The sequence below is a fragment of the Pseudobacillus sp. 179-B 2D1 NHS genome, from assembly GCF_045370945.1.
GTDB lineage: Bacteria > Bacillota > Bacilli > Bacillales > Domibacillaceae > Pseudobacillus.
On record NZ_JBIQDP010000024.1, the window covers coordinates 41,056 to 62,454 of the forward strand.

Annotated in this window: 31 protein-coding genes; 29 read left to right on the plus strand and 2 right to left on the minus strand. The window is 35.3% G+C overall.

Features of this window, described 5'->3' with window-relative positions; genetic code table 11:
• The first annotated feature begins 420 nt into the window (after positions 1-420).
• The 23 genes from ACH0BF_RS19555 (at position 421) to ACH0BF_RS19665 (ending at position 17,000) form a co-directional block, all read left to right on the plus strand.
• Positions 421-1,290: an RNA-binding protein gene (locus tag ACH0BF_RS19555; protein ID WP_406910078.1), complete on the plus strand. Its 870-nt coding sequence runs from the start codon at positions 421-423 to the stop codon at positions 1,288-1,290.
• Positions 1,283-2,263 carry a hypothetical protein gene (locus ACH0BF_RS19560; RefSeq protein WP_406910079.1) on the plus strand — a complete coding sequence of 327 codons (981 nt, stop codon included), beginning with the start codon at positions 1,283-1,285 and terminating at the stop codon, positions 2,261-2,263. The genes ACH0BF_RS19555 and ACH0BF_RS19560 overlap by 8 nt, the downstream gene beginning before the upstream one ends.
• Before the next feature lie 30 nt (positions 2,264-2,293).
• On the plus strand, positions 2,294-3,955 hold the full coding sequence (locus tag ACH0BF_RS19565) for a P-loop NTPase family protein (RefSeq protein ID WP_406910080.1): 1,662 nt from the start codon (positions 2,294-2,296) through the stop codon (positions 3,953-3,955).
• 331 nt (positions 3,956-4,286) lie between these two features.
• The gene (locus tag ACH0BF_RS19570) at positions 4,287-4,823 is read left to right on the plus strand and encodes a hypothetical protein (protein WP_406910081.1); all 537 of its coding nucleotides are present in this window, start codon (positions 4,287-4,289) and stop codon (positions 4,821-4,823) included.
• 109 nt (positions 4,824-4,932) lie between these two features.
• On the plus strand, positions 4,933-5,244 hold the full coding sequence (locus tag ACH0BF_RS19575) for a hypothetical protein (RefSeq protein WP_406910082.1): 312 nt from the start codon (positions 4,933-4,935) through the stop codon (positions 5,242-5,244).
• Between the two features lie 33 nt (positions 5,245-5,277).
• Positions 5,278-6,201: a hypothetical protein gene (locus ACH0BF_RS19580; RefSeq protein ID WP_406910083.1), complete on the plus strand. Its 924-nt coding sequence runs from the start codon at positions 5,278-5,280 to the stop codon at positions 6,199-6,201.
• Positions 6,202-6,296: 95 nt separating this feature from the next.
• Positions 6,297-6,677, plus strand: coding sequence for a hypothetical protein (locus tag ACH0BF_RS19585; protein ID WP_406910084.1), 381 nt, complete (start codon positions 6,297-6,299; stop codon positions 6,675-6,677).
• Complete coding sequence (locus ACH0BF_RS19590) at positions 6,678-7,487, plus strand: hypothetical protein (RefSeq protein ID WP_406910085.1); 810 nt, start codon at positions 6,678-6,680, stop codon at positions 7,485-7,487.
• A 79-nt stretch (positions 7,488-7,566) separates the two neighbouring features.
• Positions 7,567-7,794: a hypothetical protein gene (locus tag ACH0BF_RS19595; RefSeq protein ID WP_406910086.1), complete on the plus strand. Its 228-nt coding sequence runs from the start codon at positions 7,567-7,569 to the stop codon at positions 7,792-7,794.
• 34 nt (positions 7,795-7,828) lie between these two features.
• Entirely contained in the window at positions 7,829-8,056 is a 228-nt protein-coding gene (locus tag ACH0BF_RS19600; protein WP_406910087.1) for a hypothetical protein, read from the plus strand.
• 98 nt (positions 8,057-8,154) lie between these two features.
• Positions 8,155-8,370 carry a hypothetical protein gene (locus ACH0BF_RS19605; RefSeq protein ID WP_406910088.1) on the plus strand — a complete coding sequence of 72 codons (216 nt, stop codon included), beginning with the start codon at positions 8,155-8,157 and terminating at the stop codon, positions 8,368-8,370.
• Positions 8,367-8,633 (plus strand): hypothetical protein, encoded by a 267-nt coding sequence (locus ACH0BF_RS19610; RefSeq protein WP_406910089.1) that lies wholly within the window; start codon positions 8,367-8,369, stop codon positions 8,631-8,633. The genes ACH0BF_RS19605 and ACH0BF_RS19610 overlap by 4 nt, the downstream gene beginning before the upstream one ends.
• 48 nt (positions 8,634-8,681) lie before the next feature.
• Positions 8,682-9,032, plus strand: coding sequence for a hypothetical protein (locus ACH0BF_RS19615; RefSeq protein ID WP_406910090.1), 351 nt, complete (start codon positions 8,682-8,684; stop codon positions 9,030-9,032).
• Between the two features lie 102 nt (positions 9,033-9,134).
• Positions 9,135-9,383 carry an LPD11 domain-containing protein gene (locus tag ACH0BF_RS19620; protein ID WP_406910091.1) on the plus strand — a complete coding sequence of 83 codons (249 nt, stop codon included), beginning with the start codon at positions 9,135-9,137 and terminating at the stop codon, positions 9,381-9,383.
• A gap of 531 nt (positions 9,384-9,914) precedes the next feature.
• Positions 9,915-10,133 carry a hypothetical protein gene (locus tag ACH0BF_RS19625; protein ID WP_406910092.1) on the plus strand — a complete coding sequence of 73 codons (219 nt, stop codon included), beginning with the start codon at positions 9,915-9,917 and terminating at the stop codon, positions 10,131-10,133.
• A gap of 348 nt (positions 10,134-10,481) precedes the next feature.
• Complete coding sequence (locus ACH0BF_RS19630) at positions 10,482-10,781, plus strand: hypothetical protein (protein ID WP_406910093.1); 300 nt, start codon at positions 10,482-10,484, stop codon at positions 10,779-10,781.
• A 47-nt stretch (positions 10,782-10,828) separates the two neighbouring features.
• Positions 10,829-11,803 carry a phosphoadenosine phosphosulfate reductase domain-containing protein gene (locus ACH0BF_RS19635; RefSeq protein ID WP_406910094.1) on the plus strand — a complete coding sequence of 325 codons (975 nt, stop codon included), beginning with the start codon at positions 10,829-10,831 and terminating at the stop codon, positions 11,801-11,803.
• A gap of 44 nt (positions 11,804-11,847) precedes the next feature.
• Positions 11,848-12,315: a hypothetical protein gene (locus ACH0BF_RS19640; protein ID WP_406910095.1), complete on the plus strand. Its 468-nt coding sequence runs from the start codon at positions 11,848-11,850 to the stop codon at positions 12,313-12,315.
• Between the two features lie 23 nt (positions 12,316-12,338).
• Positions 12,339-12,752, plus strand: coding sequence for a hypothetical protein (locus ACH0BF_RS19645; protein ID WP_406910096.1), 414 nt, complete (start codon positions 12,339-12,341; stop codon positions 12,750-12,752).
• Between the two features lie 122 nt (positions 12,753-12,874).
• Positions 12,875-14,410 (plus strand): DNA cytosine methyltransferase, encoded by a 1,536-nt coding sequence (locus ACH0BF_RS19650; protein WP_406910097.1) that lies wholly within the window; start codon positions 12,875-12,877, stop codon positions 14,408-14,410.
• 253 nt (positions 14,411-14,663) lie between these two features.
• Complete coding sequence (locus ACH0BF_RS19655) at positions 14,664-14,909, plus strand: hypothetical protein (RefSeq protein ID WP_406910098.1); 246 nt, start codon at positions 14,664-14,666, stop codon at positions 14,907-14,909.
• 79 nt (positions 14,910-14,988) lie between these two features.
• Positions 14,989-15,945 (plus strand): hypothetical protein, encoded by a 957-nt coding sequence (locus ACH0BF_RS19660; RefSeq protein ID WP_406910099.1) that lies wholly within the window; start codon positions 14,989-14,991, stop codon positions 15,943-15,945.
• A 143-nt stretch (positions 15,946-16,088) separates the two neighbouring features.
• Positions 16,089-17,000, plus strand: coding sequence for a hypothetical protein (locus ACH0BF_RS19665; RefSeq protein ID WP_406910100.1), 912 nt, complete (start codon positions 16,089-16,091; stop codon positions 16,998-17,000).
• A gap of 116 nt (positions 17,001-17,116) precedes the next feature.
• Here ACH0BF_RS19665 and ACH0BF_RS19670 read toward each other — a convergent pair whose 3' ends face one another.
• Complete coding sequence (locus ACH0BF_RS19670) at positions 17,117-17,323, minus strand: hypothetical protein (RefSeq protein ID WP_406910101.1); 207 nt, start codon at positions 17,321-17,323, stop codon at positions 17,117-17,119.
• Between the two features lie 14 nt (positions 17,324-17,337).
• The gene (locus ACH0BF_RS19675) at positions 17,338-17,733 is read right to left on the minus strand and encodes a hypothetical protein (protein WP_406910102.1); all 396 of its coding nucleotides are present in this window, start codon (positions 17,731-17,733) and stop codon (positions 17,338-17,340) included.
• 325 nt (positions 17,734-18,058) lie between these two features.
• Here ACH0BF_RS19675 and ACH0BF_RS19680 point away from each other — a divergent pair, with 325 nt between their 5' ends.
• From ACH0BF_RS19680 to ssb, 6 genes are all read left to right on the plus strand, one after another.
• Positions 18,059-18,481: a hypothetical protein gene (locus ACH0BF_RS19680; RefSeq protein ID WP_406910103.1), complete on the plus strand. Its 423-nt coding sequence runs from the start codon at positions 18,059-18,061 to the stop codon at positions 18,479-18,481.
• 43 nt (positions 18,482-18,524) lie between these two features.
• On the plus strand, positions 18,525-18,920 hold the full coding sequence (locus tag ACH0BF_RS19685; protein WP_406910104.1) for a hypothetical protein: 396 nt from the start codon (positions 18,525-18,527) through the stop codon (positions 18,918-18,920).
• 31 nt (positions 18,921-18,951) lie between these two features.
• Positions 18,952-19,218, plus strand: coding sequence for a hypothetical protein (locus tag ACH0BF_RS19690; protein ID WP_406910105.1), 267 nt, complete (start codon positions 18,952-18,954; stop codon positions 19,216-19,218).
• Between the two features lie 56 nt (positions 19,219-19,274).
• The gene (locus tag ACH0BF_RS19695; RefSeq protein ID WP_406910106.1) at positions 19,275-19,910 is read left to right on the plus strand and encodes a JAB domain-containing protein; all 636 of its coding nucleotides are present in this window, start codon (positions 19,275-19,277) and stop codon (positions 19,908-19,910) included.
• Between the two features lie 39 nt (positions 19,911-19,949).
• Positions 19,950-20,492 (plus strand): hypothetical protein, encoded by a 543-nt coding sequence (locus ACH0BF_RS19700; RefSeq protein WP_406910107.1) that lies wholly within the window; start codon positions 19,950-19,952, stop codon positions 20,490-20,492.
• A 124-nt stretch (positions 20,493-20,616) separates the two neighbouring features.
• Positions 20,617-21,096, plus strand: a complete 480-nt coding sequence (gene ssb, locus ACH0BF_RS19705; protein WP_406910108.1) for a single-stranded DNA-binding protein — start codon at positions 20,617-20,619, stop codon at positions 21,094-21,096.
• Positions 21,097-21,399 lie beyond the last annotated feature (303 nt).

The window sequence follows — 21,399 nt, forward strand, 5'->3', positions numbered from 1 at the left end:
ATAGCATCAAGGGTTTATAAGGGATACTTTTCAGTGGTTTTTCTTCTAATTTATTAATATTAGTTATTTTTATGATCCTTTTTTATTAGCTACCTTTATTATTATTGTTTTAGCGGCAGCAGCCGCATTAAAAATATTTCAATTTCTCTTCTGTTAACTTTCTACTTAGAGCCGTCTTTTTATCGGTTCAATTTTTATATAGTAGATCCGTTTCTTCAGTGACTAGTACTACAGAATGTTCCGCTCAAAAATATTTTTTATAAATAAGTAAATTCCCACTTAGAACAGAAGCAAACTGTCGCCATAATATCTACAACATCAGTAATTACGGCATATTGCTGGTATCAGTCAACAATCAGTCGTATGTGATGAAATATAAAAAAGTTTATTTAAGACAGACAATAATAAGGAGGAAACAAAATGGCAGTATCAGAACGCTTAGAAAATGCGAGAAAAAGTGGGGAAGCAGTAGAAGCAATGATTAGACAAGTAGGTACACGTAAACTACCTGTTTATGATGAAGAATCCAAACGAGTGGTAACAAAAGAGGTGGAGTGTGCCATCTTTGAATTAGAGGACGGAGTAAAGGGCATATGCCCAGCTCCAGAGTTTTCAGATTACGAACATAAATCATTGGTACGTTTTGTTGGTACTGTACATGAAGTTATCGTTCTAAAGGTAGACCAAGAGGAAAAGGTTGCAGTTGTATCTGTTCGAATGGTGAATCAATTAAAGCGTGCTAACTTCTGGAGAACCATTGAAGCACTCGAATCGGAAGGAACTCTTCATGAGAAAACATTTGAGGGAACCATTACTGGCTACAAAGAAGAAAATCGAACAATCTTTGTAAATGTCGAAGGACAAGATTGTTATATGAAGCATTATGACTGGGATCACAATCGGAGAAATGTTGCAGAAGCTGCTACGCCTAATAAAAAGATTGAGGTAAAAGTGCTTCGTTTTGATAAAGAAAATCAAATCGTCCAGGTTTCTCGAAAAGCGACTATTCCTGATCCGATGGAGCAACTTAAACAATTTAAAAATGACGAAGCTGTAGTAGGAGCTGTAACAGCAGTCCATCCAATTCACGGCATTTTTGTTCAGGTAATTCCAGGTTTTCAAATTAAAGCAACTAAGCCTCGGCATTTAGAAGCACCAATTGTAGGAGACATTGTAAATCTCCGTATTCTTCAAATTGATGAAGAAAAGCGTCAAGCAAAAAGTGTCATTCTAGGTTACCCTCAAGGCAAAAAGAAGGTAAAAGACTTAGGAGACTTTTTGTATGAATAATCCGGGTGTTCAAATGGCAGCATCGCCACGAACTCCCTCCTTTTATATGAATTCAGGTAATAGATTATCTATATGGGACGACCCCTCTATTCAAGGGGGGATCGTTCACCCAGAACCACACCGTTCATTGACTCTCTGGAGTGCAATGGAACGTATTAATTCGGGTTTTTTTGACGAATTGGATATGAGGATATTAAAGGTATTAGGAGATGCAATTGCTGCCAATGAAGATCAAATTAAACGTTACATGAAGTCAAAGACGACTCGCTCACAAGTATCGAATCACTTGCGAAAATTAAGGGAGTACTCTCTCGTAAATCGGTGGGATATTTCGTCTGACCTATTTCCTGTGGAGGGTGAGAAAAAACCACCAGCGCCATTCACGATTGGTCTTACAGGATTTTCAGTATTAAAACAGCTATATCATTCAAGTTTTTTTATGGCCCCTCATAGATGGAATTCACAAGGACTCCCTAATATGCAGCGCTTCGTTGCTACAAATGAACTTCGCTGTCAGTTAGTGGAAGAAAATCGGCTTTCTGCTTGGTCTTGGAATCCAGTAGTTTTAAATACACCCGAATATAAACGTCCGCTCGCTGTAGCAGAAGTACGGTCCCCAAAAGGAAATTTCAACTTTGTCATTGACCGTGTTCAGCAAGGTAGAGACTATGTTGGCTACCTTAAGACAAAACTTCAACAGTGGGAGGATATACAAAGTGAAGGGCTACCATTTTCCTTTAAAAATATAAGTGGTATTAATCCAAGCGTATTTATCATTTATGTATCCACTAAAAAGATTGCGGAAAAGATTGCACAAGAAATTGTACTTGAGAAGAAAAAGCTTAATATTTGGTTTTGTTTAGAAGATGAATTAATAGAATATGGTCTTGCTCATGCTTTTTACAAACCTATAACAGACGGAAAATTAACAAGACTCCAAACTTCTTTCCTACTTAATCCGCACAAAGAGTAAAGACCGCTTTTCCTGTGATAAGCGGTCTCTATGTGCTATAGGAAGGAAGAACAAAGAAGGGAAGGTGAAACATCCGGATTAATAATAACCGGATTGCCTATGCAGGAAAAAAATAAAAAGAGGGTGCTCCTTGCTATAAACGATGATGTTTATAGTCAAATTCTATATAGAAATCTATCAGCAGAATTTGAGTTGTATCCGGATCCTATCTATCATATTAAATACTTATTAGAATTTATTGAAAACCAACGGCCTGATATTGTCATAGTACAGGATCAACGATTTGGATTGGAAGCAACACAACCACATGATAGGGAAATAGAATGGCTCCGTTTCATAGAGAATGTTCGTCGTAAATATGATGATGAAGTTCGATTCGTTTTTCTATGTGAGAGAAAGGTAGGAGATCCATTCCTAAGTGAGTTGGTAGCAAGAAATGTTTTAGACATTTTTCATAACCGTAATGTGGATCTTCAATCATTAATTAACCAAATGAAGGACAATCCACGCTATTCGAAAGTTGCTTACTTAGTGGTAAAAGATTCTAGGAAAGCATTTGATGAGGATAAAGTATATGAGCCATGGGAGCATGAAGAGCCCTCTAAAGAACAAGTAGAAGATTTTCAATCTCCATTAGAAGAAGCTGGTCTCGAAGAACAGTTTGAGCTACTGAAAGAAGAGGAAGAAAAACAAAAAGAAGAAAAAGCTCCTCGTCCCTTTAAATTACCCTTTGGGCGTAAAAAGGAGAAAGAGAGCACAGAAAGCGTAATAGAGGAAAAAAAAGAAGCTATTAAATTTCCTAAACCAAAACTTCCTAGCCTTCCAAAGTTTACTTTTCCAAAAAAAGAGCGACAAGAAAAACAGGAGGAGGAACACAAACAGGAAGAATTGCCGGTAGCGGAAGAACAAGAGAACATCGAATCAAAATCTGAAAAAAAACAGCGTAAATCTTTGATTACCATTAACCGACCTGCAGTATCATCTCCTTTGATTCCACCTAAATTAATTGCGGTAGGAAGTATTCATCCAGGAGCAGGTTCTACTTTTTTGATTCATAACTTTAGTAGAAATCTATCAGATCTCTGTGTACCAGTAAGTGTTGTGGATTCTTTTAATGAATATGAAGCGCTATATTCATTATTTGCTGCGGAATCTCCTCCACCTGATAACTGGGATAGTTTGCACTATGTCATGTCAAAAGGATTTAAAAATATAAGTATTCCACGTTGGCAATTTGAAGAAGTAACCGTATTTGCTCAAAAAGGAGTAGAAGATAAACAACTCGATATAGAAATGACTAAAGAGTTATTATTTGCCGCAAGACAAGCCCCTATTGTTTTTGTTGACATTTCACATAATTGGGATGATCCAATCTCAAAGGAAGCTTTGCGAATTTGTGATGAATTATGGTGTGTCACGGAGCCTAACCCTCATTATATCCATTCTATCCGCTCAAATCACAAACATATTTATCAGGTAGCAGATCGAGTAGGAGAAGATGCTATTGTTGTAATTGGGAACCGATGGGCACCTGGATTGGATATCGAGAGAGTACCTGAAATTTATACGGAACTACCTTATTTTAAAGAAAATGTTAAAGCTTTAAATTCTGGATTACCTCTTTACAAGATGAAACCTAAGTTGTTTTCCACTGCCTTTGCAAAACTGGAAGATCGAATTATTTTTGATTAAACTAGCTAGTTTATAATCTTGAAATGGGAAGAAACCACTGACAAATCTCTACCCAAAAGGCCAAGTTGTAGTCACAAAGTGCAGCTGTGGCTTTTTTATACATACTTATCCAGACTATTACTTAGTTATTAAAGAATGGAAATAACGGAAATACTTGCCTAAAAACTCGTCCCATTATATACTGAGAGTGTATCACTTCTATCTTTTTATTTTTTACTTTTTATCAACACAACAAGTTAAAGCCCATAGGGTTTTTGATGTAGCCATGTGCTAACAATCAATTTCCCTATGGGCTTTTTTGTTGTCTACAAATGGGAAAGGGAGGAAAATCATGTTCAAACTAACACTGTTTTTGGACAAAAAGCCGCAAGAGCTCTTAGCTTTAATAGAACCTATAGGCTTTCAGGCAAATGCAAAAGGAGAGATAACCTGGAGACGAGAGGAATTATTTTTTACACTTGTTCCTTTCAGCGAAAAGGCTAGAGGCTATAATGTGTGTGGTTATCGAGCACTTTTTAACACAACTCCAGAAGGGACCATTCATTTACTCAAGTTATTCTCACCGTATCAACCTACTTATAGAGGACTCGAGTATGCGATGACAGCAACACGTTCTAAACAAGAGTGGATACGCTATTTTTCAGAAACTAATGGTTTTAAAGTCGAAAATCCACGAGGAATTTTCAGTCAAAAAGATATCGGCATCATCGTACTCGCGGATAACCATGTTATATTGCAAGTTCGTCCAGAGAAGCCTAAAGGAGTCATTAAGCTTAAGCCGGCACTCTTTGAAATTGAGGAATTAGCGGAGAACATTCATCCTAAAAAGTACGACTTGTTTTCTATGATGCAGGAAGAAGCGATGTAACTTTTTTCAGAAACTAATCAATGACAAATTAAAAATCATAAAACAGCAGATCTCTTTCAGTAATTATTGAAGACCAGGATCTGTTTTTTTATTTAAGGAGGAACTACTAATGGGAGCAATTTTGCAATTACCTATTGAAAAAATTAATTATGAAAGAAGAGAAGATATTAATTTGCTGCGAGGCCATATTGTTGATGAAGAGGGGAGCATTTCAAACATTCCTATTCAAATGCCATTGTCTAATCTTGAAGCATTCATTAATATTTTCGAGAAAAATTATCTTGTATTTAGGAATCATGCTGGAGAAGACCTTTTTGAAGTATCAGAGGGCATTATCTGTGTGGTTCATGAAGAATCAGGACTAACAAAACAAGAACTTGTTAAAGCCTTCTATCGAAACGGCTTAAAAATTGTGAAATAACGAATATAGAATTTAAAAGGAGCGTGTCACCTTATGGCAATAAAAAACAAAGAGAATCAAAATAATCCACAAATGGAGGCTCTTCTTCGCAAAATAGCAGCCAATGATGATCTTAGTTTTTTAACTGAACAAGAAAGAGGAATGTACTACGAACATGTTTGCCAGGAGTTTGGCCTAAATCCAGCTACAAAACCTTTTTCTTACATTACTTTTGAAAATGGGAAAACGGTGTTATATGCCATGAAAAATGCAACAGATCAGCTTCGGATCATACATGGTGTAAGTGTTACTATCACTAGTCGAGAACGGTTCGATAATGATGTTTATATTGTTGTTGCAAAAGGTCGAACAAGTGATGGCCGTGAAGATGAATCAATTGGTGCTTCAGCACTAGCTGATTGGCAAGGTGATCGCTATACAGCATCTAGTTTAGCTAATGCAATTATGCACGCAGAAACTAAGGCTAAGCGACGTGTCACATTATCTTTATGCGGCGTTTCCTTACTAGATGAGACAGAAGTTCAAGACATGCGAAACAAGTTAAAATATGAAGCAGTGGATAGTGAACAGGAAAATGTGTCTATCAATAACAATACTCAATCCCCTGAACCTTTAAATGATCCATCAAAGACTCAACATAGCACAAGTAAGGAGAATAACGAAATATCTTCTTCCAATCAACAAGATGGAAAAAAAGAAGGTAATAAGCCACCTGCTAAGCAACTTGTTCGTATTATATCTATTGAAGAAAAACAGGGGTCTGCGGATTCAAGCTACTTAGCATTGACTGTTAAGGATGAACAAGAGAAGCAGGCAACCGTTTATGCCGTAAATACACTTGCTAATAATATTCGAAAAGCACAACCCAAAAAGGATGAAGCTTTTTATATTACTACTAGAAAGACAGCAAAGGGTTTTCTTCTTACCACAATGAGCAAAGCAGCAACTGCTGTATAACAAATATAAAGAGAAAAAACATACCAGGTCCCTTTAATTGTAAGGGACTTTTTGCATATCAAAAATTAAGAGTCTGAGAGAGAAGGAGATAGATCATGTCGTATGGAGTCACAAGAACAGAATTACTGGATATCCGGATGAATAGCGGAACGGTTTACGTTCAAACTGCTTCATATCTAATCGATTCATATGTTACTCCGCCTGATTATAGTGTTCATGTGGAGTGGGGAACATTATATCGAGGAGTAAAAGACAGGGAAACAATAGAATTCTTAGAGAATCATAAGGGTTTTCGAGCATTTGTAGAAGAGCAGCTGCTCTTTCATTTAATGCCACCCTCTATAAAAAAAGAAGAAAAAATGGAAGTATTCTTAGATTCGATTGCTGATGATCCATTTTTCATATCTTCTCGCGCAAAGCCCACTAATGCTCTCTATAGCCTGCAAGAGCCGGTTAAAAAGAGAGGAGTGGTCTAATTGAATGCGGGAGAAATGATGGAACAGTTTGTAAGAGACCGTTCTTACTTTCATTTAAAGCGAATGGAACAATACAAAAGCCACTTTCAGCAATTATTAAAGCAATCTTTTCAAGAGAAAGAGGAAAATCGGATTGTTCATGAAGCTTACGGATACGTGGCAAAGTGGCGGAAAATGCCTATATATGACACAGACCATATAGGGTTGAATCACTTTTTACACGATCATGGGTTATTTCTTCCGCTAGCATCCCTACCTTTAAAAGGATTACCAAAGGATGTGGAGCAAGACATTGCTACTTTTGCCTTGCCCCCGACTTATAGCGTATCCACAAATCCTAATAAAAAAGGAAGAGTGGTGCTTGAAGACATTCCTAATATTGTTTTTTCAGTTGAAGAGCAATGGAGTCATTATGTTCGTTCAGACAGAGAACATGCTCTCTTATCAAACAGGTATGAGAAATTAAAAAAGAATATGCTTGAATGCCAAGTTCTTTTGACAGAGAAGAAAATTAAGCATGAATTTGGATCGGTAAGCTTGCGTGAAAAAAAAGCGGGTTATGATATATCTGCCATTTTAGAGTGGTACGGGGAAGAATTTTTGATAGAAAATGCTCGAGTGGAAAACTCCAAGCTCGATGTGTATATGGCAAAAGGATTAATTCACCCTAAAGATATTGAGCCATTCCGCAAAGTAATAAATATGCGTGCAGATTTTATTTTAATGACGATAGAATCCGAGAGTTCAATGATAAAAAATTATGAACAGCGGTTGCGTTATTTATCAAAAGCGGCAACAGATATCGCTTAATAAAAAGCTTAGATAATGATTGTTAGTAAGCATCAATTAATTTAGAACAATAAATTTTTAAAATAAAGGAGGCTTTGTCATGACAATGACATTAGCTGTAAAATCCGTAGCTGAGAAAATATTTGTAAAAAAGTATACCGAGGAAGACGTATTACGTGCAATGAAGGTAAAAGGATACGAGAAAAAAAGTCCGATGTTTTGGGCAGATGTTGCACAGTATTATCGCTTTTGTGAATGCTGCAATAACTATGTCGATGTTGATCAAATATCTGAAACGACATGTGATCAATGTGCTTGTGAAGAATAAACCGCAGTAACAAGTTAAAAAAGGAGGAAAAGATATGAAAACAATTATTGTAGTAAATGGTGGGATTATTCAGCACGTTTTAACAGATCAGCCCTCAGAAGTATATGTTGTTGACTATGATACAAAGGATGCCGTTGCAGATGAATTGACCGTTATCCAAGGTGAAGAAGCATATGTATATGGTGGTATCCATTCTGCTGAGGTTAATCCTAAGAAAGTAGAAATAATGGTTGAAGAGATCAATGAAAACCAGACTAATTGAATCGTGATAAATATTTAGTAATAAAGCGTTCCGCAACTGTTAGGGAACGCTTTTCTAATTATTAAACGGTTTTGTGATGATACAGGAGGCATTAAACAATGATGACAAGTAAAACGCCTGTTGAGCCCTATTTCTTTCAGTTGTCCTTAGAAGCGGAAAGAGCTGGCCACTATATTGCTGTAAAAGATATAAAATCCCATTACTACTCAGTTAAAGAGAGATATGGAGAAGAAAGAGCTAATAAAGCACTGCTTTCTAGCCTTCGGGAAATGAAAAAAATAAGGAAAGAAGAAAAAGGAGAGAAAATATCATGATTACAGTGATTAGTTTGACCAAACCTATTAGTCAGTTGCAAGAAGATATTATTAATTGGGACAACTTGCCTAAGAAGGTAAAGACCTATTTATTATCTGGAAAAGAATATAAGCCAGGCAGACAAGAAATGCTTGTATATGACGGTAGAAAAATAATGGCATCCTGCTCTGTTTATAACTGGGATGATTCAAATAAAGCGTTTCGGATGGAAATTACCGATTGTTGGACAAAAGACGGTAATTTATGGCCCTTAGAAGATTAATTGTACGTCAGTCTATAAACATATAATAAGCAAAGGAGACATGAAATCATGAGGGGAAATATGCAGGAAGTAGAAAAATGGCTAGGAAGGCTGAAAGATCTTTTGGCTTCAACAAAAAAACAGGAAAATATTGAATTTATTCATAACCGGATTACCTTGTTAGAATGGTTGATTAGTAAAGTTAAAGAAACTAACCAGTTTAATTTTCCTGTGAGTGAAAAGAACGCACAAAGGAATGAAAACATAGGTAAAGCCGAGGAATGGCTAGAGCAAATGAGGAGTCTAGCAGCATCTACAAACAAATCAATAAGCATTGAGTATATTCAAAAGCGGATTAACTTGATGGAATGGTTGGTTAGTATTGTCAAAGACGTTGCCCAGCCTAAGATTCTTACGTAAATAAAAATGATCTTTCATAAATAATTTGTAGCAGCACTCATCTGCTTCGCTTTCGACACAAACTATATATCAAATTCTAATTTTATACAGGGAGAGGATAATATGACAGGATATGAAAGTATTTTACAGTCAGATAAAAAGTTTAGATATCAAATGTTGAGCCGTTTGAAAAGTGACTGCGAATATTATTTAGGGTATGGAGGAAGAGGTAAAAAAGCATTGTGGGCAGAAGATGAGAAAGAACAAATTGAAATAATGAAAGCATTGTGGGAGAGCTTTGCAGAGAGTGATAAACCAGAATGGTTGACATGGGATGATATTCTGGATTATGAAGTTAAGATGATAGAATAAAAAGTTATTTTTAACAATAGATAAGGAAAATATAATGTCATAGGTCAAGGAAAAAGAACAGGCTAAAAGGGCGGAAATGTATAAATCTTAACTATTGCATATTGGCAGCAATCGGCCTTTTAATCCTGGTAAATATGCATTTTTTGCGGTATATGAAGCTGATCGATGATTTAAAATACAAGATAGTCCATATCATTGTAAACTGGTAAATAAATAGTTATAATGAAGAAAGTAACAATTTCTTTTTTCTTTTTTATTTAACCATATCAACAATTACAAGCCCATCGGGTGATTTGATTGAACAGCTATTTTTGCTGTTTATGAACAATCATACCGGTGGGCTTTTTTGTTGTTGAAATCTTATGACAATAGGAGGAGAACAAGAAAGCAACTGCGGTTGTATGATTGTTAAGAGTAAATTTTTCAGTGATTATGTAAGTGATTATGTTGTCTATGTGAAAAAAGTTGTTTTTATCTGACCATAAAGAAAAGTCAATATGAACAATAATTATTAATTTAGGAGGACATAAGATGCCTATATATAGTGTTCTATGGAAGGATAATGATTCTACCGGTATTGGCAAATTCGAATTTGACTCAAGAGAGCAATTAAATGAACATATCGAAAGAATTTGTTCCAAGCCACTTCTTTTAATTAGAGGAACTAAAGCTGTATCTATCGTCGAAGTACCAGGTGATAAAGCTTCTTTGGCCTATGACCTAACAATTCATCCAAAAAGCGGTTTATAACGAGCACAGTACACTGGAACAAATGAGACACTTGCTAACTAAAATATTTTATTAAGGAGCTAAATGTTATGACAATGACAACAATTGGTAATGAGGTTGAAAACAGGTTCAGCGAAATAAGAAGAAGGTATGGAAAGTTTTTTGTGACGCATTAAAAAAGTGAATTTTACTGACCATCTTTCAACTATAAACCCACCGGGTGAATTGATCTAACAGCTAGTAAAAGCTGGGTATATTCAATCATTCTGGTGGGCTTTTATCGTTGTATGGAACAGACATTTTAATAAGTATGTCTTTAATAATGCAAAGCAATAATATTAAACCTTTGCTAGATAGGGAGTTTTGTTAATGACGAATTTCAAAAAAATTAGCAAGAAGATGCATGAGTTATTAAAGCAAGGAAGGCATGAGGAACGTAATCAACTTGTTCCGATTTGGCGCAAAGTCTTTAAAGAGCATGATTTTGGATTTGAAGTTGGAGAGGTGGTCAAATATCATTTTTCCATTCATACGATCAGGAACGGAGCCATCTTAGCTATAGACGAGGATTGGCAAATCACATTTTCAGATTGTATCGTACCTGCTACGCTTGTCAGTCATCTGGAAGATATGCCAATTAAGATAGAGCAGCTAACGCTATTTGAGTAAGAAGCAGAAGATCTTTTGAGTTAATAACATTTTGGGGTGAATAAATAATGAACCATATTATATTTTTTTCAGGTGGCAAAAGTAGCTTTGCTGTAGCGGATTATGTAAAAAGCAATGCTTCTAAAGAAGACAACATCGTTCTTTATTTTACAGACACGCTTTGGGAGGATGAGGATCTTTATCGTTTTATTTACGAAGCAGCCGATAAATTGAAATTACCAATGTTAATCCACAGTAGAGGTATTACACCACCACAGCTTATGGTACAACAAAAATTTATGGCCAATAGTAGAGTAGGAACTTGTTCAAAAGAGTTGAAAATGAAAGTGGCGGCTGATTATTTAAAGAAAGGGAAGGTTCCAGAGATTGAAAAGTGGTATAACAAGAAATTTCTAAAGAATGAAGATTTTGTGTCAGATGCAACTCTTTATTTTGGGATCGGTTTCGAAGAACTTCATAGAGAAGGACCTATCAGAGCTAACTGGAAGCCTTTCAAAGTGGAAATGCCATTGATTAATAACATTATAGACAATGACGCTGTTCTTAAGCTGTATCACATCAAGCAGCCTAGAATGTACGATATGCAATTTGCTCATAATAATTGTAAAGGTCGATGTGTAAAAGCAGGTCAAGGGCATTTTAAAAATCTATTAATGAAAGACGAAAAGACTTTTACTGAATTAAAGGAACAAGAAATTGTTATTAGCGAATATATACGTTACTGCAAACAGCCAGCGATCAAAAAAGGGATGCTACCAGATCATATGTTTAAAGATGTATGGGGATTTGTTAGCACCGGACAAAAGTCAGATAAGATAAAAAACATCTTAAATAACTCTAATTATTTAAAATCAAAAAATCGTCTATTCGGACAAAACAAAAAAGGGGAAGCCATTAATAAACCCTATACTTTTATGAAAACCTTGTCTTTAGAGGATTTAGAGAAACAACCGATCCAATTTGACATTTGGGATATAGGTGGTTGTGGTTGTTTTGTAGAGTATGAAGCAACAAAGGCTTAATAAGTCGCTTCATTTTAAAAGAAAAGAAAGGAAAGAGGAATATAATGATCAAGATTAATGAGGCCAATATCTTATTGGAATGGGAATGTGATTCTTGTTTCAGTAAAAATACAGTAAAGATGATTAATCCAGTTATAAATAAAAATTTATATAAAAGTAAATGCCAATGCTGTTTTAGAGAAAAAAATGTCATCATAAACGTGACAGTTATTGATTCAGAACAAGTACAACCATTTTTAATTGAAGTTAAATACTTTAAAGGTAAGGACAAATGGAACGTACTCATTAAAAATATGTTCGATGAAATAATTGAAGAAAAGATACTGGGAAGAAATACTGTGGCAAGAACTGTAGGACATGACTTACATCGTCACTATAGAGAGGCGAGACTAATACTCTATAAAAAAAATGGCGATATATTTAAAGCTTTTATGTCATTTAAGGAATATCGAGAAGAATTAGATAAGCAAAAAAACCTATCTGTTTCAAATCAAATTAGCAAAATTAATTGAGATATAAGTTAAGGAGGCCCAAGATGGCTACAACAATTAAGAGTTTAGAATTTAGCTCTGAAAATATAGTTTATATGAACAGTGAAGAAGTACTATCTGTAATTGATGATCAAAATAAAGTAACTATTACTTTTAATGAGTTATTTGATGAAGATTCTGATTCAGCAGACGTATTTAGAGGGGTATTTGGAGATGAACGGTTTGAAGAAATCGTAAATGCAATGATGGATGAAGATTCCTATTCTCTCAAACATACTTTCTTTATCAGTAATTCAAAAGAGGAAACTCCTTTTAATGATAGAGGAATGGTTAAAAGATTGATAAAAGATAACTATTGGACTGGCTTAATCCTCCATGACTATCCGTTAAAAGGCGGTCTCTATGCCATGATAGTCAAAATAAGAAATAAAGATGATTTAGACCAAAACTTTTTATAACAAACTTTATTAATAATAGAGACTAGACCTTATCCCAGCAATCTTTGGAATAAGGTCTTTCTTTTTTCTATCACTTAGCAATCATTTATTAGAGAACAATAAGCAGAAACGAGGAGAAAGAGATGTTAATTAAAAAAAGAACTGCAAAACCTTCTTCAAGAGGAATATATCTGCAAGATAACGAATTAAAAGAGACACAATTTAAGCCCGGTGAAAAGTATCGATGGGTGCTTGATCCAAAAAATAAAAAAATTATTATTCTTCCCAAATCCACTGAAGGGAACGTTGTCTCCAAAAGGAAAAGAAAAGAAGAAATTTTCCCTGTTATTGATATTCGAAAAAAAGAGGTTCTCTCCATATTCAAAGAAGTGGACTACCTACAGATTGAAATATTTGAGGATCGAATTTTAGTAGAGGGATATGTGAAAGATGAAGACATAGAATCCACTTTTACAAAAGTCGGAAAAAATGTTTCTCATATTACTCATTTTTTAAAAGTAAATAAGAAGGCTTCCATATCAATAGCGCGCGATCAGCTAAGAATGGCAGCTGGTGATATAAGCCAAGACTGGATTCACTCAACTGTTACAAGCCTCTCGGAGTCAACTGGTCAGTTGGTATCTATGGCAGATACCGCTCCTTTAAAAGAGTTGGAGGTACCTCTACAAATTGGAAGTCTGTTCAGTGGAGCTGGAATGATGGACTATGCGTTTATTCAGGAAGGCTTTGACATTGCTTATGCAATCGAACAGGACCCTGATGCTGCGGAAACTTATCGAGAAAACATAGGGGATCATGTTCAAGTAAGGGATATTACGAAAGTGAATAAAGCATCTTTACCGACTGTACCCATATTAATCGGAGGATCGCCATGTCAGGGATTTTCTAATTCTAATCGAATAACCAATTACTTAGATAATCCTAACAATGTGTTAGTGAGAGAATACATTAAAACTGTTAAAGAAAATCCTAACGTTCAAATATTTGTCCTTGAAAATGTCCCTCAGCTGTTAACAGCGGGTAATGGACAATTTGTTGAGGAGATCAAACAGGAGCTTAGCGATTTTATAATAGATGCTAAAGTGCTAGATGCCGCGGATTACGGAGCTAGCATGCACCGAAAAAGAGCTTTTCTCGTTGGATCGAAGGTGGGAAAAATAGAATGGCCAGAGCCAATCGTTCGGACTTATCAGACTGTGCGTGACGCTTTCCGTGGAATACATGGTTTATTGCCCAACCAACAAGATGTTTCTATCCCTAAAGAGGAAACAAGAAAGAGAATGTCTTTTGTTCCTCCAGGTGGAAATATCCATGACATACCAAAAGACATTCGACCAAAAGGTACACACTCGACTATGTATAGAAGATTAGAGTGGGATAAGCCTGCTTGCTCTATTGTGAATTTCCGAAAGGCAGTCATTATGCCGCCAGATGAAAATCGGATTTTAAGTGTACGAGAAGCCGCAAGACTCTTTGGTATAGACGATTCTTTTGTATTTAAAGGACGACTGAGCAAGATGCAGCAGCAAGTTGCTAATGGAGTTCCACAGCCATTAGGAAGAGCCATTGCCCGGGAAGTTAAAAAGGCAATATTACGATTTCATGTTCGAATGAAGAATATGTTTAGAAGAAAAGAAGCTAATATTTCAACCAATTAATAAACCAAGAGAAAAAGAGTATCCGTTAAATAACGGTACTCTTTTTTTATTTTAAAATGGGAAAGTGCAAGTGACCAGTAGAGAAACAAAACGAAAACAAATCCTCCATAAAAATAAAAAAAGAGTTATGTGTGTTTATTGTTATGAGAACAAGATACTTTAATAAAGTTAATAAATAGAAGGATTTATCATAACTATGCAGAAAAAAACAGAAGACCTAAAAACAAAGGGAAAAACTAAAGGAGTTAAGAAGATGACATACAAGGACTATCTAATGAAGAAATATCGTATAAGTGAAAGTTCTGCAAAAGATTATGAAGGCCGTTTAAATGGACTTGTTAACAGAGGAATCTATAAGGGAGAAAATGAGATGACTGTTAGTTTAACAGCGGCTATTGAGAAAGAATATCCAAATTCAAAAAATCATTATATCCTTGCAATTAAACGGTATATTGATTTCCAATTCGAGATGAAAGACCGAATGGAATATTATAAATAATTACCCATAAACTGTATCTTATATCCCCTCAATACTGGTAGAATGTATCTAATATTCTTTTGTATTGGGGGAGCAGTATATGAAAATTGTTTTAAATACATCTCTTTTTACGGATGAAGACAAGCAACTTGTTGAACAACACTTAAGGGATTTAATTACTGATTTATCTACTCCATTAGATATTTCCTCATTAAGACAGGTAATAGTCCCTTCCGATTTTACAGCTGAAGTGATAGAGTTCCAAAGGTCTCACAATAAAGAAGAGATTGGTCACAGGGACTCAGAGAGTGGTGCAGCATTCGCCAAGGTGATCACTTACAATGAAGGGACTGAGTTCTCTCAAGCAATTTTTTTGCATGAAGGACTTATTAACGGTCTTTATAATGAAGAAACATCTAGCGATATTGTTCACTATATACATCATGAGCTTGGTCATGTTCATGATAATCCGTATACTAAGCATACTCTTAATCTCCTTTTAAATATGGGGAATAACCGTAACAGATTGGAAGCTTTACTCCAAGATCATTCAAATATAATTTGGTCAGAATACTTCGCCAACCGCTGTTCCTATTCAACGGCAACTCCTAAGATAATGATAAATACATTTGAAAATGTCATCGACCATATAACGTACGTAAAGGAAAAAAGCAAAGAATATATAGACAACTATCGAGATAATAGAGATACCCTAGAGCTAATAAATAATTTTCGCCAATCAACAGATTTGTTGTTTTATTACACAGCTCAATCCTTTGGGTTTCTGCACCCTTTAAGAAAACAAGTGGATGATATTGATAAATCTAATGACGTAGACAAAGAAATTCTGTCTCGCATTTCACATTCTTATTACCTAGATACTTGGAATCGAATAGACCAAGCCTTATCCGCACTTTACAGTACTTATCCCAATTGGAACAGCTCTTCTGCATTTGATGAGTTAAACCAAGCGGTTTTACAATGTTGGGAAGAGCTAGGTGTATCTATGCTTATGCATGATTCTGAATTATACATTGATGTTCTATCTGAGGTTTAGCAACCGTTAGGATTACCGTTTAATATCTTATACCTGTATCTTCACTTAACTTAGTTAATGGGAGATACAGGCTTTTATTTTCATTAACTATAAAGATACTTATATGAATGGAACTAGTTAATAAAGTTGGAAAGTGGGAGAGAATGATGAAAAAATATTTTTTGGCAGCATCATGTTTACTGTTTTTAACGGCATGCTCTTCAGAGAGCGAGGAAAAAGTAGATGCGACCGAAGAAGAGGAAGAGGTTGCCGAAGCGGTTCCAACGGAGGAAGAAAGAGACGCATACTTGGATTCAAACAAATATATTGTAGAGCACGAACATGAAACCCCCTCTGAGAATCAAAACCAAGTTTATCTTACTATTAAAATGAATGAGGAGTTTGCTAGACTAAAAATTAGCGAACAATATCTTTATTTAGTTGAGTTTTATGAAGATTATAATGAGAAGTTTAAAGATTTGCTTCCAGTATACAGTTTTTTAAATCGAATGAAAGTCTATCTTAATGATACAGAGTTTCCAGCTTACGAAGTATATGCAAAATCATTTCATTTTGTAGCTGCCAATTTTGGCATTGACAGAAATACAGGGCAAATACCAGACAATGAAATACTTATTTTAATTGATACGTTAGATAAAAAACAAGTTATGTCTGGAACGTATAATGGTTTGACGCAAGCAGAGGTAGAAACAGGAGCAGAACCAAAGGTTAGACCAACTCTTATCACGTCATCAGGTGAAGTGAAAGGGGCCCTTGCATCAGGTGTTTCTTCAAATCCAGGGGTTCAATCCAGCTCTAACAATAATGAGAACAATGATACTTATATTAAAAGCGCAAACGGCTACAATTGGGTGAAGTTCACGGGAGATCAAAAGTTTGAAGCGGTATCCAATGCACTATACTGGCTAGATAGAAAGGGTTATACTATTTTGGAGAGTGAATACTATTATATTAGTGCTTTAAATGAGTTTTATACAGATCCTTCAACAATGGATACAGCAATTAACCAGGCAGTGGCTTCAGTAGGAATCATGTCAAACACAATGACTAAATGATTTAAGGTGGTTGATCGGAATAGCAATGTAATAAAAGCGGCTACTCTTTGTAACAGAGAAAGCCGCCTTTTATATTTGAGCCATAATGGAGTCCTCCTTGTATTTAACAAGCTGGTTTAGATAGAAGCTTCCGGCTCATCTGGTAATATAAAAAGAAGCTGCTGCTCTTCGATCCAAATTTCAGCTTCTCTTTCCGTTGGAAAACCAAAAGCTAAAACGCGTCGTCGTCCGGTATCGTAATTTGTGACCAAATAATGGGAGCGGGACTCTTCGAATTCTGCTCTAAAGTTGAAGGGATTTTCTCCAATAAGTTGCGCATTCATATTTATTCCCCCTCTTAGAAAAGTGATAAAACCATTTGTTGATGGAGATGAGTAGTTTTAGAAATTAACTTCTCTCTTGCAGCATTCATGACATCTAGCATTTCATCTTTGACTAATGGATGATTAGGAGATAGCTCTACTAGATCACCAAAGTGATACTTATATACATTGCCATCGATACCGTATAAAACCCAAATTGAATCACGTAAAAAGTATAAAACGCGTTCTTGAATTTTTAAATGATCCAAGATCTGCTCCTGCACTTCTTCAATCGCATCAATAATAGAGACACTACTTCTTGGTGACGGCCGATCTGCTAGATGAACTTCTACCTTCCCGTTTGAAAAATGAGCAGAAGCTGTAATATAAGAATAAGACTTGCTTGCTAAAGGTAACCGTAATTTAATCATAAGTGAATTCCTCCTTACCAAAATAGTAGTAACTTGTTCCTGGTATATTTATTGTAACCTGCTAGTCTTCCAGAAATCCACAAACCGTTTTTTCTTTTAAAAAGATTTTTCTTTTCATATAGATGGAAAACCAGGAAAAAGCTTGATAATTCAAGGGTTTTCAACTATACTTTAAACAGCTACATTTTTACTTTTTTAATTTTTTTCTTTTTAAACTCACTAATAAGCACAGGCCTTCTGGCTTAAGAGAACACACAAAATGTGTCCTTTTTTGCCAGAAGGCTTTTTTGTGTTTATTAAATAAAAAATTTTGGAGGATAAACAAATGAACAACAAATTGTATTTAGTGGACACAACTACTACCAAAAAGGATCGAGAAGTCATTAAGGAAAGAATGAAAAAACGTGTGGATCATCTGATTAAGACGGCACAACGAAAAGCTATTCAGGCGAATGATTATTACGCAAAGGCGCTTGATGATTTTTCACATATCAAAGGACGCCAAGCGGAGGAAATAACCATAATTATTCAAACGAAATTTGAAGAAATACAATACTCTACTGGTGTGTATTACTATGACAAAGCTTTAGAGATGGTTGATTTTCTTCTTGATAATGTAAAAGAGGAACATGGCAAACCGGTTCGTTGGAAGTTTGAGAAAGAAAAGTATTTTCGTGAAAGAGCAACAAAAGAAAGCAAAGAAATAGACTCTTTGCCAGTGAAACTTTGGAAATACTTTTTCTGTTAATTTTTTCAGTGATTCATAACAATACGTTTTGGAGGAATGAAACATGAATAGCTGTGTTTCTTTTGAGCGAACTAACTATTTTAGAGTGATCGATGAGAAAAAATTAAAGGATCTTTGTGGTAATGACGTTGTATCTCATCCTAAAAGAAAGGGATACTTTTCATTAATTAACGAGAATGGGAAAAGCGTATTTAAACAATATAACAAAGAGTCGGGTGATTATATTTCTATTGTCACGGATCTTCAGAACATTTTACATTCAGAGGATGCAATTATAGTTACTCACATTGGAAGAGAAAAAACGAGATATACATCTGCAGAGGGGCTTGTCATTACAAAAAAGGCTGCTGAAACTGTAGATTTAAAAATTGTCTCTATGCGTAAGCCACGTGAGCTTTTAAAAAGGAAAGAAAAGTTAGAATTGCAAATGGATTATTAAATAATAAGTGATTGAGAGGATAAATACAGTAATGGAACTTTTCATATTAATGACTTGTGATGAGTGGAAAAGCTGGACAAGTATGAGGTTGCGCGGCGTTTTTACTCTACAAGAATTAAAGAACTATATTAAGACTCATTCTAAAAATACAAATATAAAAATGGAAGAACCAAATCAAGAAAAAGATTTCGAATTCGAGGCAGACTGGGGACAAATGGAACTCATGTCTGCCTATGAAATTAACCAATATTTAACATACGGATACGTGGAAGCAGTGGAGTTAAATTCGCCACAATAGTTGGTTTAGAGAGTTATCTTCACCTAGATTTCCTAGAAATAAAGGGGGTTGAACAGATGTTGGACCAAAACTGGTTGTCTTATATAGGACCGAATCAGGCAGATCTCTTTCAAATTTTGCATGCATTAATTGGAGAGGAAGCAGAGTATATCCGGCAATATTCCATTGGACGCTTATATGATATGTCAATTTCTGAACTCGAGGAAGAAGGACTAACAAAGCAGTCTGCAATTATCATAAAGAGTGCCTTCGCATTAGGTGAGAGATATAACGATTATCAAGCGTTTACCGCTTCTAATAGACCAATTAAGTCTGCATCTGATGCTTATGCATTAGGGAAATGGATAGCTAATAAAGATCGAGAACACTTTCTGGTTGTGTATTTAAATGCTGCACAAGTTCCGATTCACCGAAAAGTAGTATCGATTGGAACGGTCAACAGCCTGTTTGTTCATCAGCGAGAAATCTTTAAGGATGCATTTAGAGAGTCAGCCGCTTCGTTGATTCTCTATCATAACCATCCCAGTGGTCAACTGGTTGAGTCCGAGCAGGACGTTGAACTTACCCAGCGAGTATTACAAACTGCTGAGATCTTAGGCTTTCAAGTGTTTGATCATTTGATTGTCACCACGAATGGATATCTTTCTCTCAGGAATAAGGGATATTTTGCTGGCAAGGAATTGAGCAAATAATTGATCCGCAAAAGGATATGAATACGGAGGAAAAAGAAAATGAGAAGAATTTACACTACAAATGCTGAAAGGTTTGAATTAGTAGTAGGAGACCCGCATTATTTCGGTCAACTCAAAAAGGAAATTTTAGAAAAAATAACATTATCCAAAACATACAAGAACGTAGTGTTATATCTAGTAGTATCGTTAGAAACTCACAAATTTGATGAAGAATTTTATACCGTTCCGACAGCTAAATTGTTAATTATAGAAAAAGACAACGAGTACAATGAAATAGGGCAACCGCTCTTCAAATTAGACAATAAGGGCGATATCTTCAGCAACACAGAGGAAGAATTGCAGAGAAAAGAAATACAACTAGGCTGTGATAGTGCACAGTTTAATATAAATGATGAAAATATTTTAACTGGAGCTGATGGTGCTTATGGTGATGTGATTCACTTCTCGTTTCGTGGAAAACCAGCAGCTGATTTAATTACACTTGATTTTCCGGAACATATGGCTAGGGAAGAAATGTTTTGGACTTTTTACATGGTATTAAAAAAGCAAGGCCTTTCTTTAAAGGAAGTAAAAAATAAGTAAGAATATTAAACAGTAAAAGAGCATTTGATTCGGAAGGTACAAATCAGCAGATCCAAATAAAAATGATTGGTTCCATGGTCTGCAGGAATTATAAAAAGAAATTGAATGGAGAAGTGAACACATTATGATGAATAGAACAATTTTAGTAGGTCGATTAACAAAGGATCCATTACTTCGTAAAACAAATAACGGAGTGTCTGTTGCTACCTTTACACTTGCTGTGAATCGTACATTCACGAACCAGCAGGGAGAGAGGGAGACGGATTACATCAATTGTGTGGTTTGGCGCCGAGCAGCAGAAAACGTAGCAAACTTCCTGAAGAAAGGAAGCTTAGCTGGAGTAGATGGACAAATACAAACACGAACTTATGAAGACCAACATGGACGACGAGTATATGTTGTTGAAGTAGTTGCTGAGAGTGTTCAATTTCTAGAGCCACGTATTAACTCTACTAAAAATCAACATGAAAATCCTCCAGAAGAAAGAGGAGGCTATCAAGAGGACACTCCTCGTTATAATACAAACAATACTAGTAATTATGATGATCCATTTGCTAATGAAGGAACACCAATCGATATTGATGATGGGGACTTGCCATTTTGAGAATCTTAAGACTGTGTAATTAACAAAGAGAATTATATAACTGATTTTTAATAAACTATAAATAACAAAAAAAGCACAGCTACTATTAATGTAGCTGTGCTTTTTTTATTTTGTAGTATAACTCGAAATGCTTCTTCAAATATCCTAATCACCTTTCGTGATTACCTGCATAAACAGAATTTTGTTAGGTTTAAGTATGAAGTATGATTCAAAAAGATGTAACTTTATAACAAAGTTTGATAATTTATAAAAAAGATTGATAATTTGTAATAAAGTTTGATTAAAATCCTGTATTAATTAATA

Bases quoted from the DNA above. Each gene is read 5' to 3' on its own strand.
- ACH0BF_RS19565 (WP_406910080.1), top strand. From the start codon at position 2,294: ATGTGCTATAGGAAGGAAGAACAAAGAAGGGAAGGTGAAACATCCGGA.
- ACH0BF_RS19695 (WP_406910106.1), top strand. From the start codon at position 19,275: ATGTTGGACCAAAACTGGTTGTCTTATATAGGACCGAATCAGGCAGAT.
- ACH0BF_RS19650 (WP_406910097.1), top strand. From the start codon at position 12,875: ATGTTAATTAAAAAAAGAACTGCAAAACCTTCTTCAAGAGGAATATAT.
- ACH0BF_RS19630 (WP_406910093.1), top strand. From the start codon at position 10,482: ATGACGAATTTCAAAAAAATTAGCAAGAAGATGCATGAGTTATTAAAG.
- ACH0BF_RS19690 (WP_406910105.1), top strand. From the start codon at position 18,952: ATGGAACTTTTCATATTAATGACTTGTGATGAGTGGAAAAGCTGGACA.
- ACH0BF_RS19620 (WP_406910091.1), top strand. From the start codon at position 9,135: ATGACAGGATATGAAAGTATTTTACAGTCAGATAAAAAGTTTAGATAT.
- ACH0BF_RS19700 (WP_406910107.1), top strand. From the start codon at position 19,950: ATGAGAAGAATTTACACTACAAATGCTGAAAGGTTTGAATTAGTAGTA.
- ACH0BF_RS19635 (WP_406910094.1), top strand. From the start codon at position 10,829: ATGAACCATATTATATTTTTTTCAGGTGGCAAAAGTAGCTTTGCTGTA.
- ACH0BF_RS19670 (WP_406910101.1), bottom strand. From the start codon at position 17,323: ATGAATGCGCAACTTATTGGAGAAAATCCCTTCAACTTTAGAGCAGAA.
- ACH0BF_RS19555 (WP_406910078.1), top strand. From the start codon at position 421: ATGGCAGTATCAGAACGCTTAGAAAATGCGAGAAAAAGTGGGGAAGCA.
- ACH0BF_RS19615 (WP_406910090.1), top strand. From the start codon at position 8,682: ATGAGGGGAAATATGCAGGAAGTAGAAAAATGGCTAGGAAGGCTGAAA.
- ACH0BF_RS19685 (WP_406910104.1), top strand. From the start codon at position 18,525: ATGAATAGCTGTGTTTCTTTTGAGCGAACTAACTATTTTAGAGTGATC.
- ACH0BF_RS19625 (WP_406910092.1), top strand. From the start codon at position 9,915: ATGCCTATATATAGTGTTCTATGGAAGGATAATGATTCTACCGGTATT.
- ACH0BF_RS19580 (WP_406910083.1), top strand. From the start codon at position 5,278: ATGGCAATAAAAAACAAAGAGAATCAAAATAATCCACAAATGGAGGCT.
- ACH0BF_RS19600 (WP_406910087.1), top strand. From the start codon at position 7,829: ATGAAAACAATTATTGTAGTAAATGGTGGGATTATTCAGCACGTTTTA.
- ACH0BF_RS19655 (WP_406910098.1), top strand. From the start codon at position 14,664: ATGACATACAAGGACTATCTAATGAAGAAATATCGTATAAGTGAAAGT.
- ACH0BF_RS19575 (WP_406910082.1), top strand. From the start codon at position 4,933: ATGGGAGCAATTTTGCAATTACCTATTGAAAAAATTAATTATGAAAGA.
- ACH0BF_RS19665 (WP_406910100.1), top strand. From the start codon at position 16,089: ATGATGAAAAAATATTTTTTGGCAGCATCATGTTTACTGTTTTTAACG.
- ACH0BF_RS19560 (WP_406910079.1), top strand. From the start codon at position 1,283: ATGAATAATCCGGGTGTTCAAATGGCAGCATCGCCACGAACTCCCTCC.
- ACH0BF_RS19595 (WP_406910086.1), top strand. From the start codon at position 7,567: ATGACAATGACATTAGCTGTAAAATCCGTAGCTGAGAAAATATTTGTA.
- ACH0BF_RS19570 (WP_406910081.1), top strand. From the start codon at position 4,287: ATGTTCAAACTAACACTGTTTTTGGACAAAAAGCCGCAAGAGCTCTTA.
- ACH0BF_RS19640 (WP_406910095.1), top strand. From the start codon at position 11,848: ATGATCAAGATTAATGAGGCCAATATCTTATTGGAATGGGAATGTGAT.
- ssb (WP_406910108.1), top strand. From the start codon at position 20,617: ATGATGAATAGAACAATTTTAGTAGGTCGATTAACAAAGGATCCATTA.
- ACH0BF_RS19660 (WP_406910099.1), top strand. From the start codon at position 14,989: ATGAAAATTGTTTTAAATACATCTCTTTTTACGGATGAAGACAAGCAA.
- ACH0BF_RS19675 (WP_406910102.1), bottom strand. From the start codon at position 17,733: ATGATTAAATTACGGTTACCTTTAGCAAGCAAGTCTTATTCTTATATT.
- ACH0BF_RS19645 (WP_406910096.1), top strand. From the start codon at position 12,339: ATGGCTACAACAATTAAGAGTTTAGAATTTAGCTCTGAAAATATAGTT.
- ACH0BF_RS19610 (WP_406910089.1), top strand. From the start codon at position 8,367: ATGATTACAGTGATTAGTTTGACCAAACCTATTAGTCAGTTGCAAGAA.
- ACH0BF_RS19585 (WP_406910084.1), top strand. From the start codon at position 6,297: ATGTCGTATGGAGTCACAAGAACAGAATTACTGGATATCCGGATGAAT.
- ACH0BF_RS19605 (WP_406910088.1), top strand. From the start codon at position 8,155: ATGATGACAAGTAAAACGCCTGTTGAGCCCTATTTCTTTCAGTTGTCC.
- ACH0BF_RS19680 (WP_406910103.1), top strand. From the start codon at position 18,059: ATGAACAACAAATTGTATTTAGTGGACACAACTACTACCAAAAAGGAT.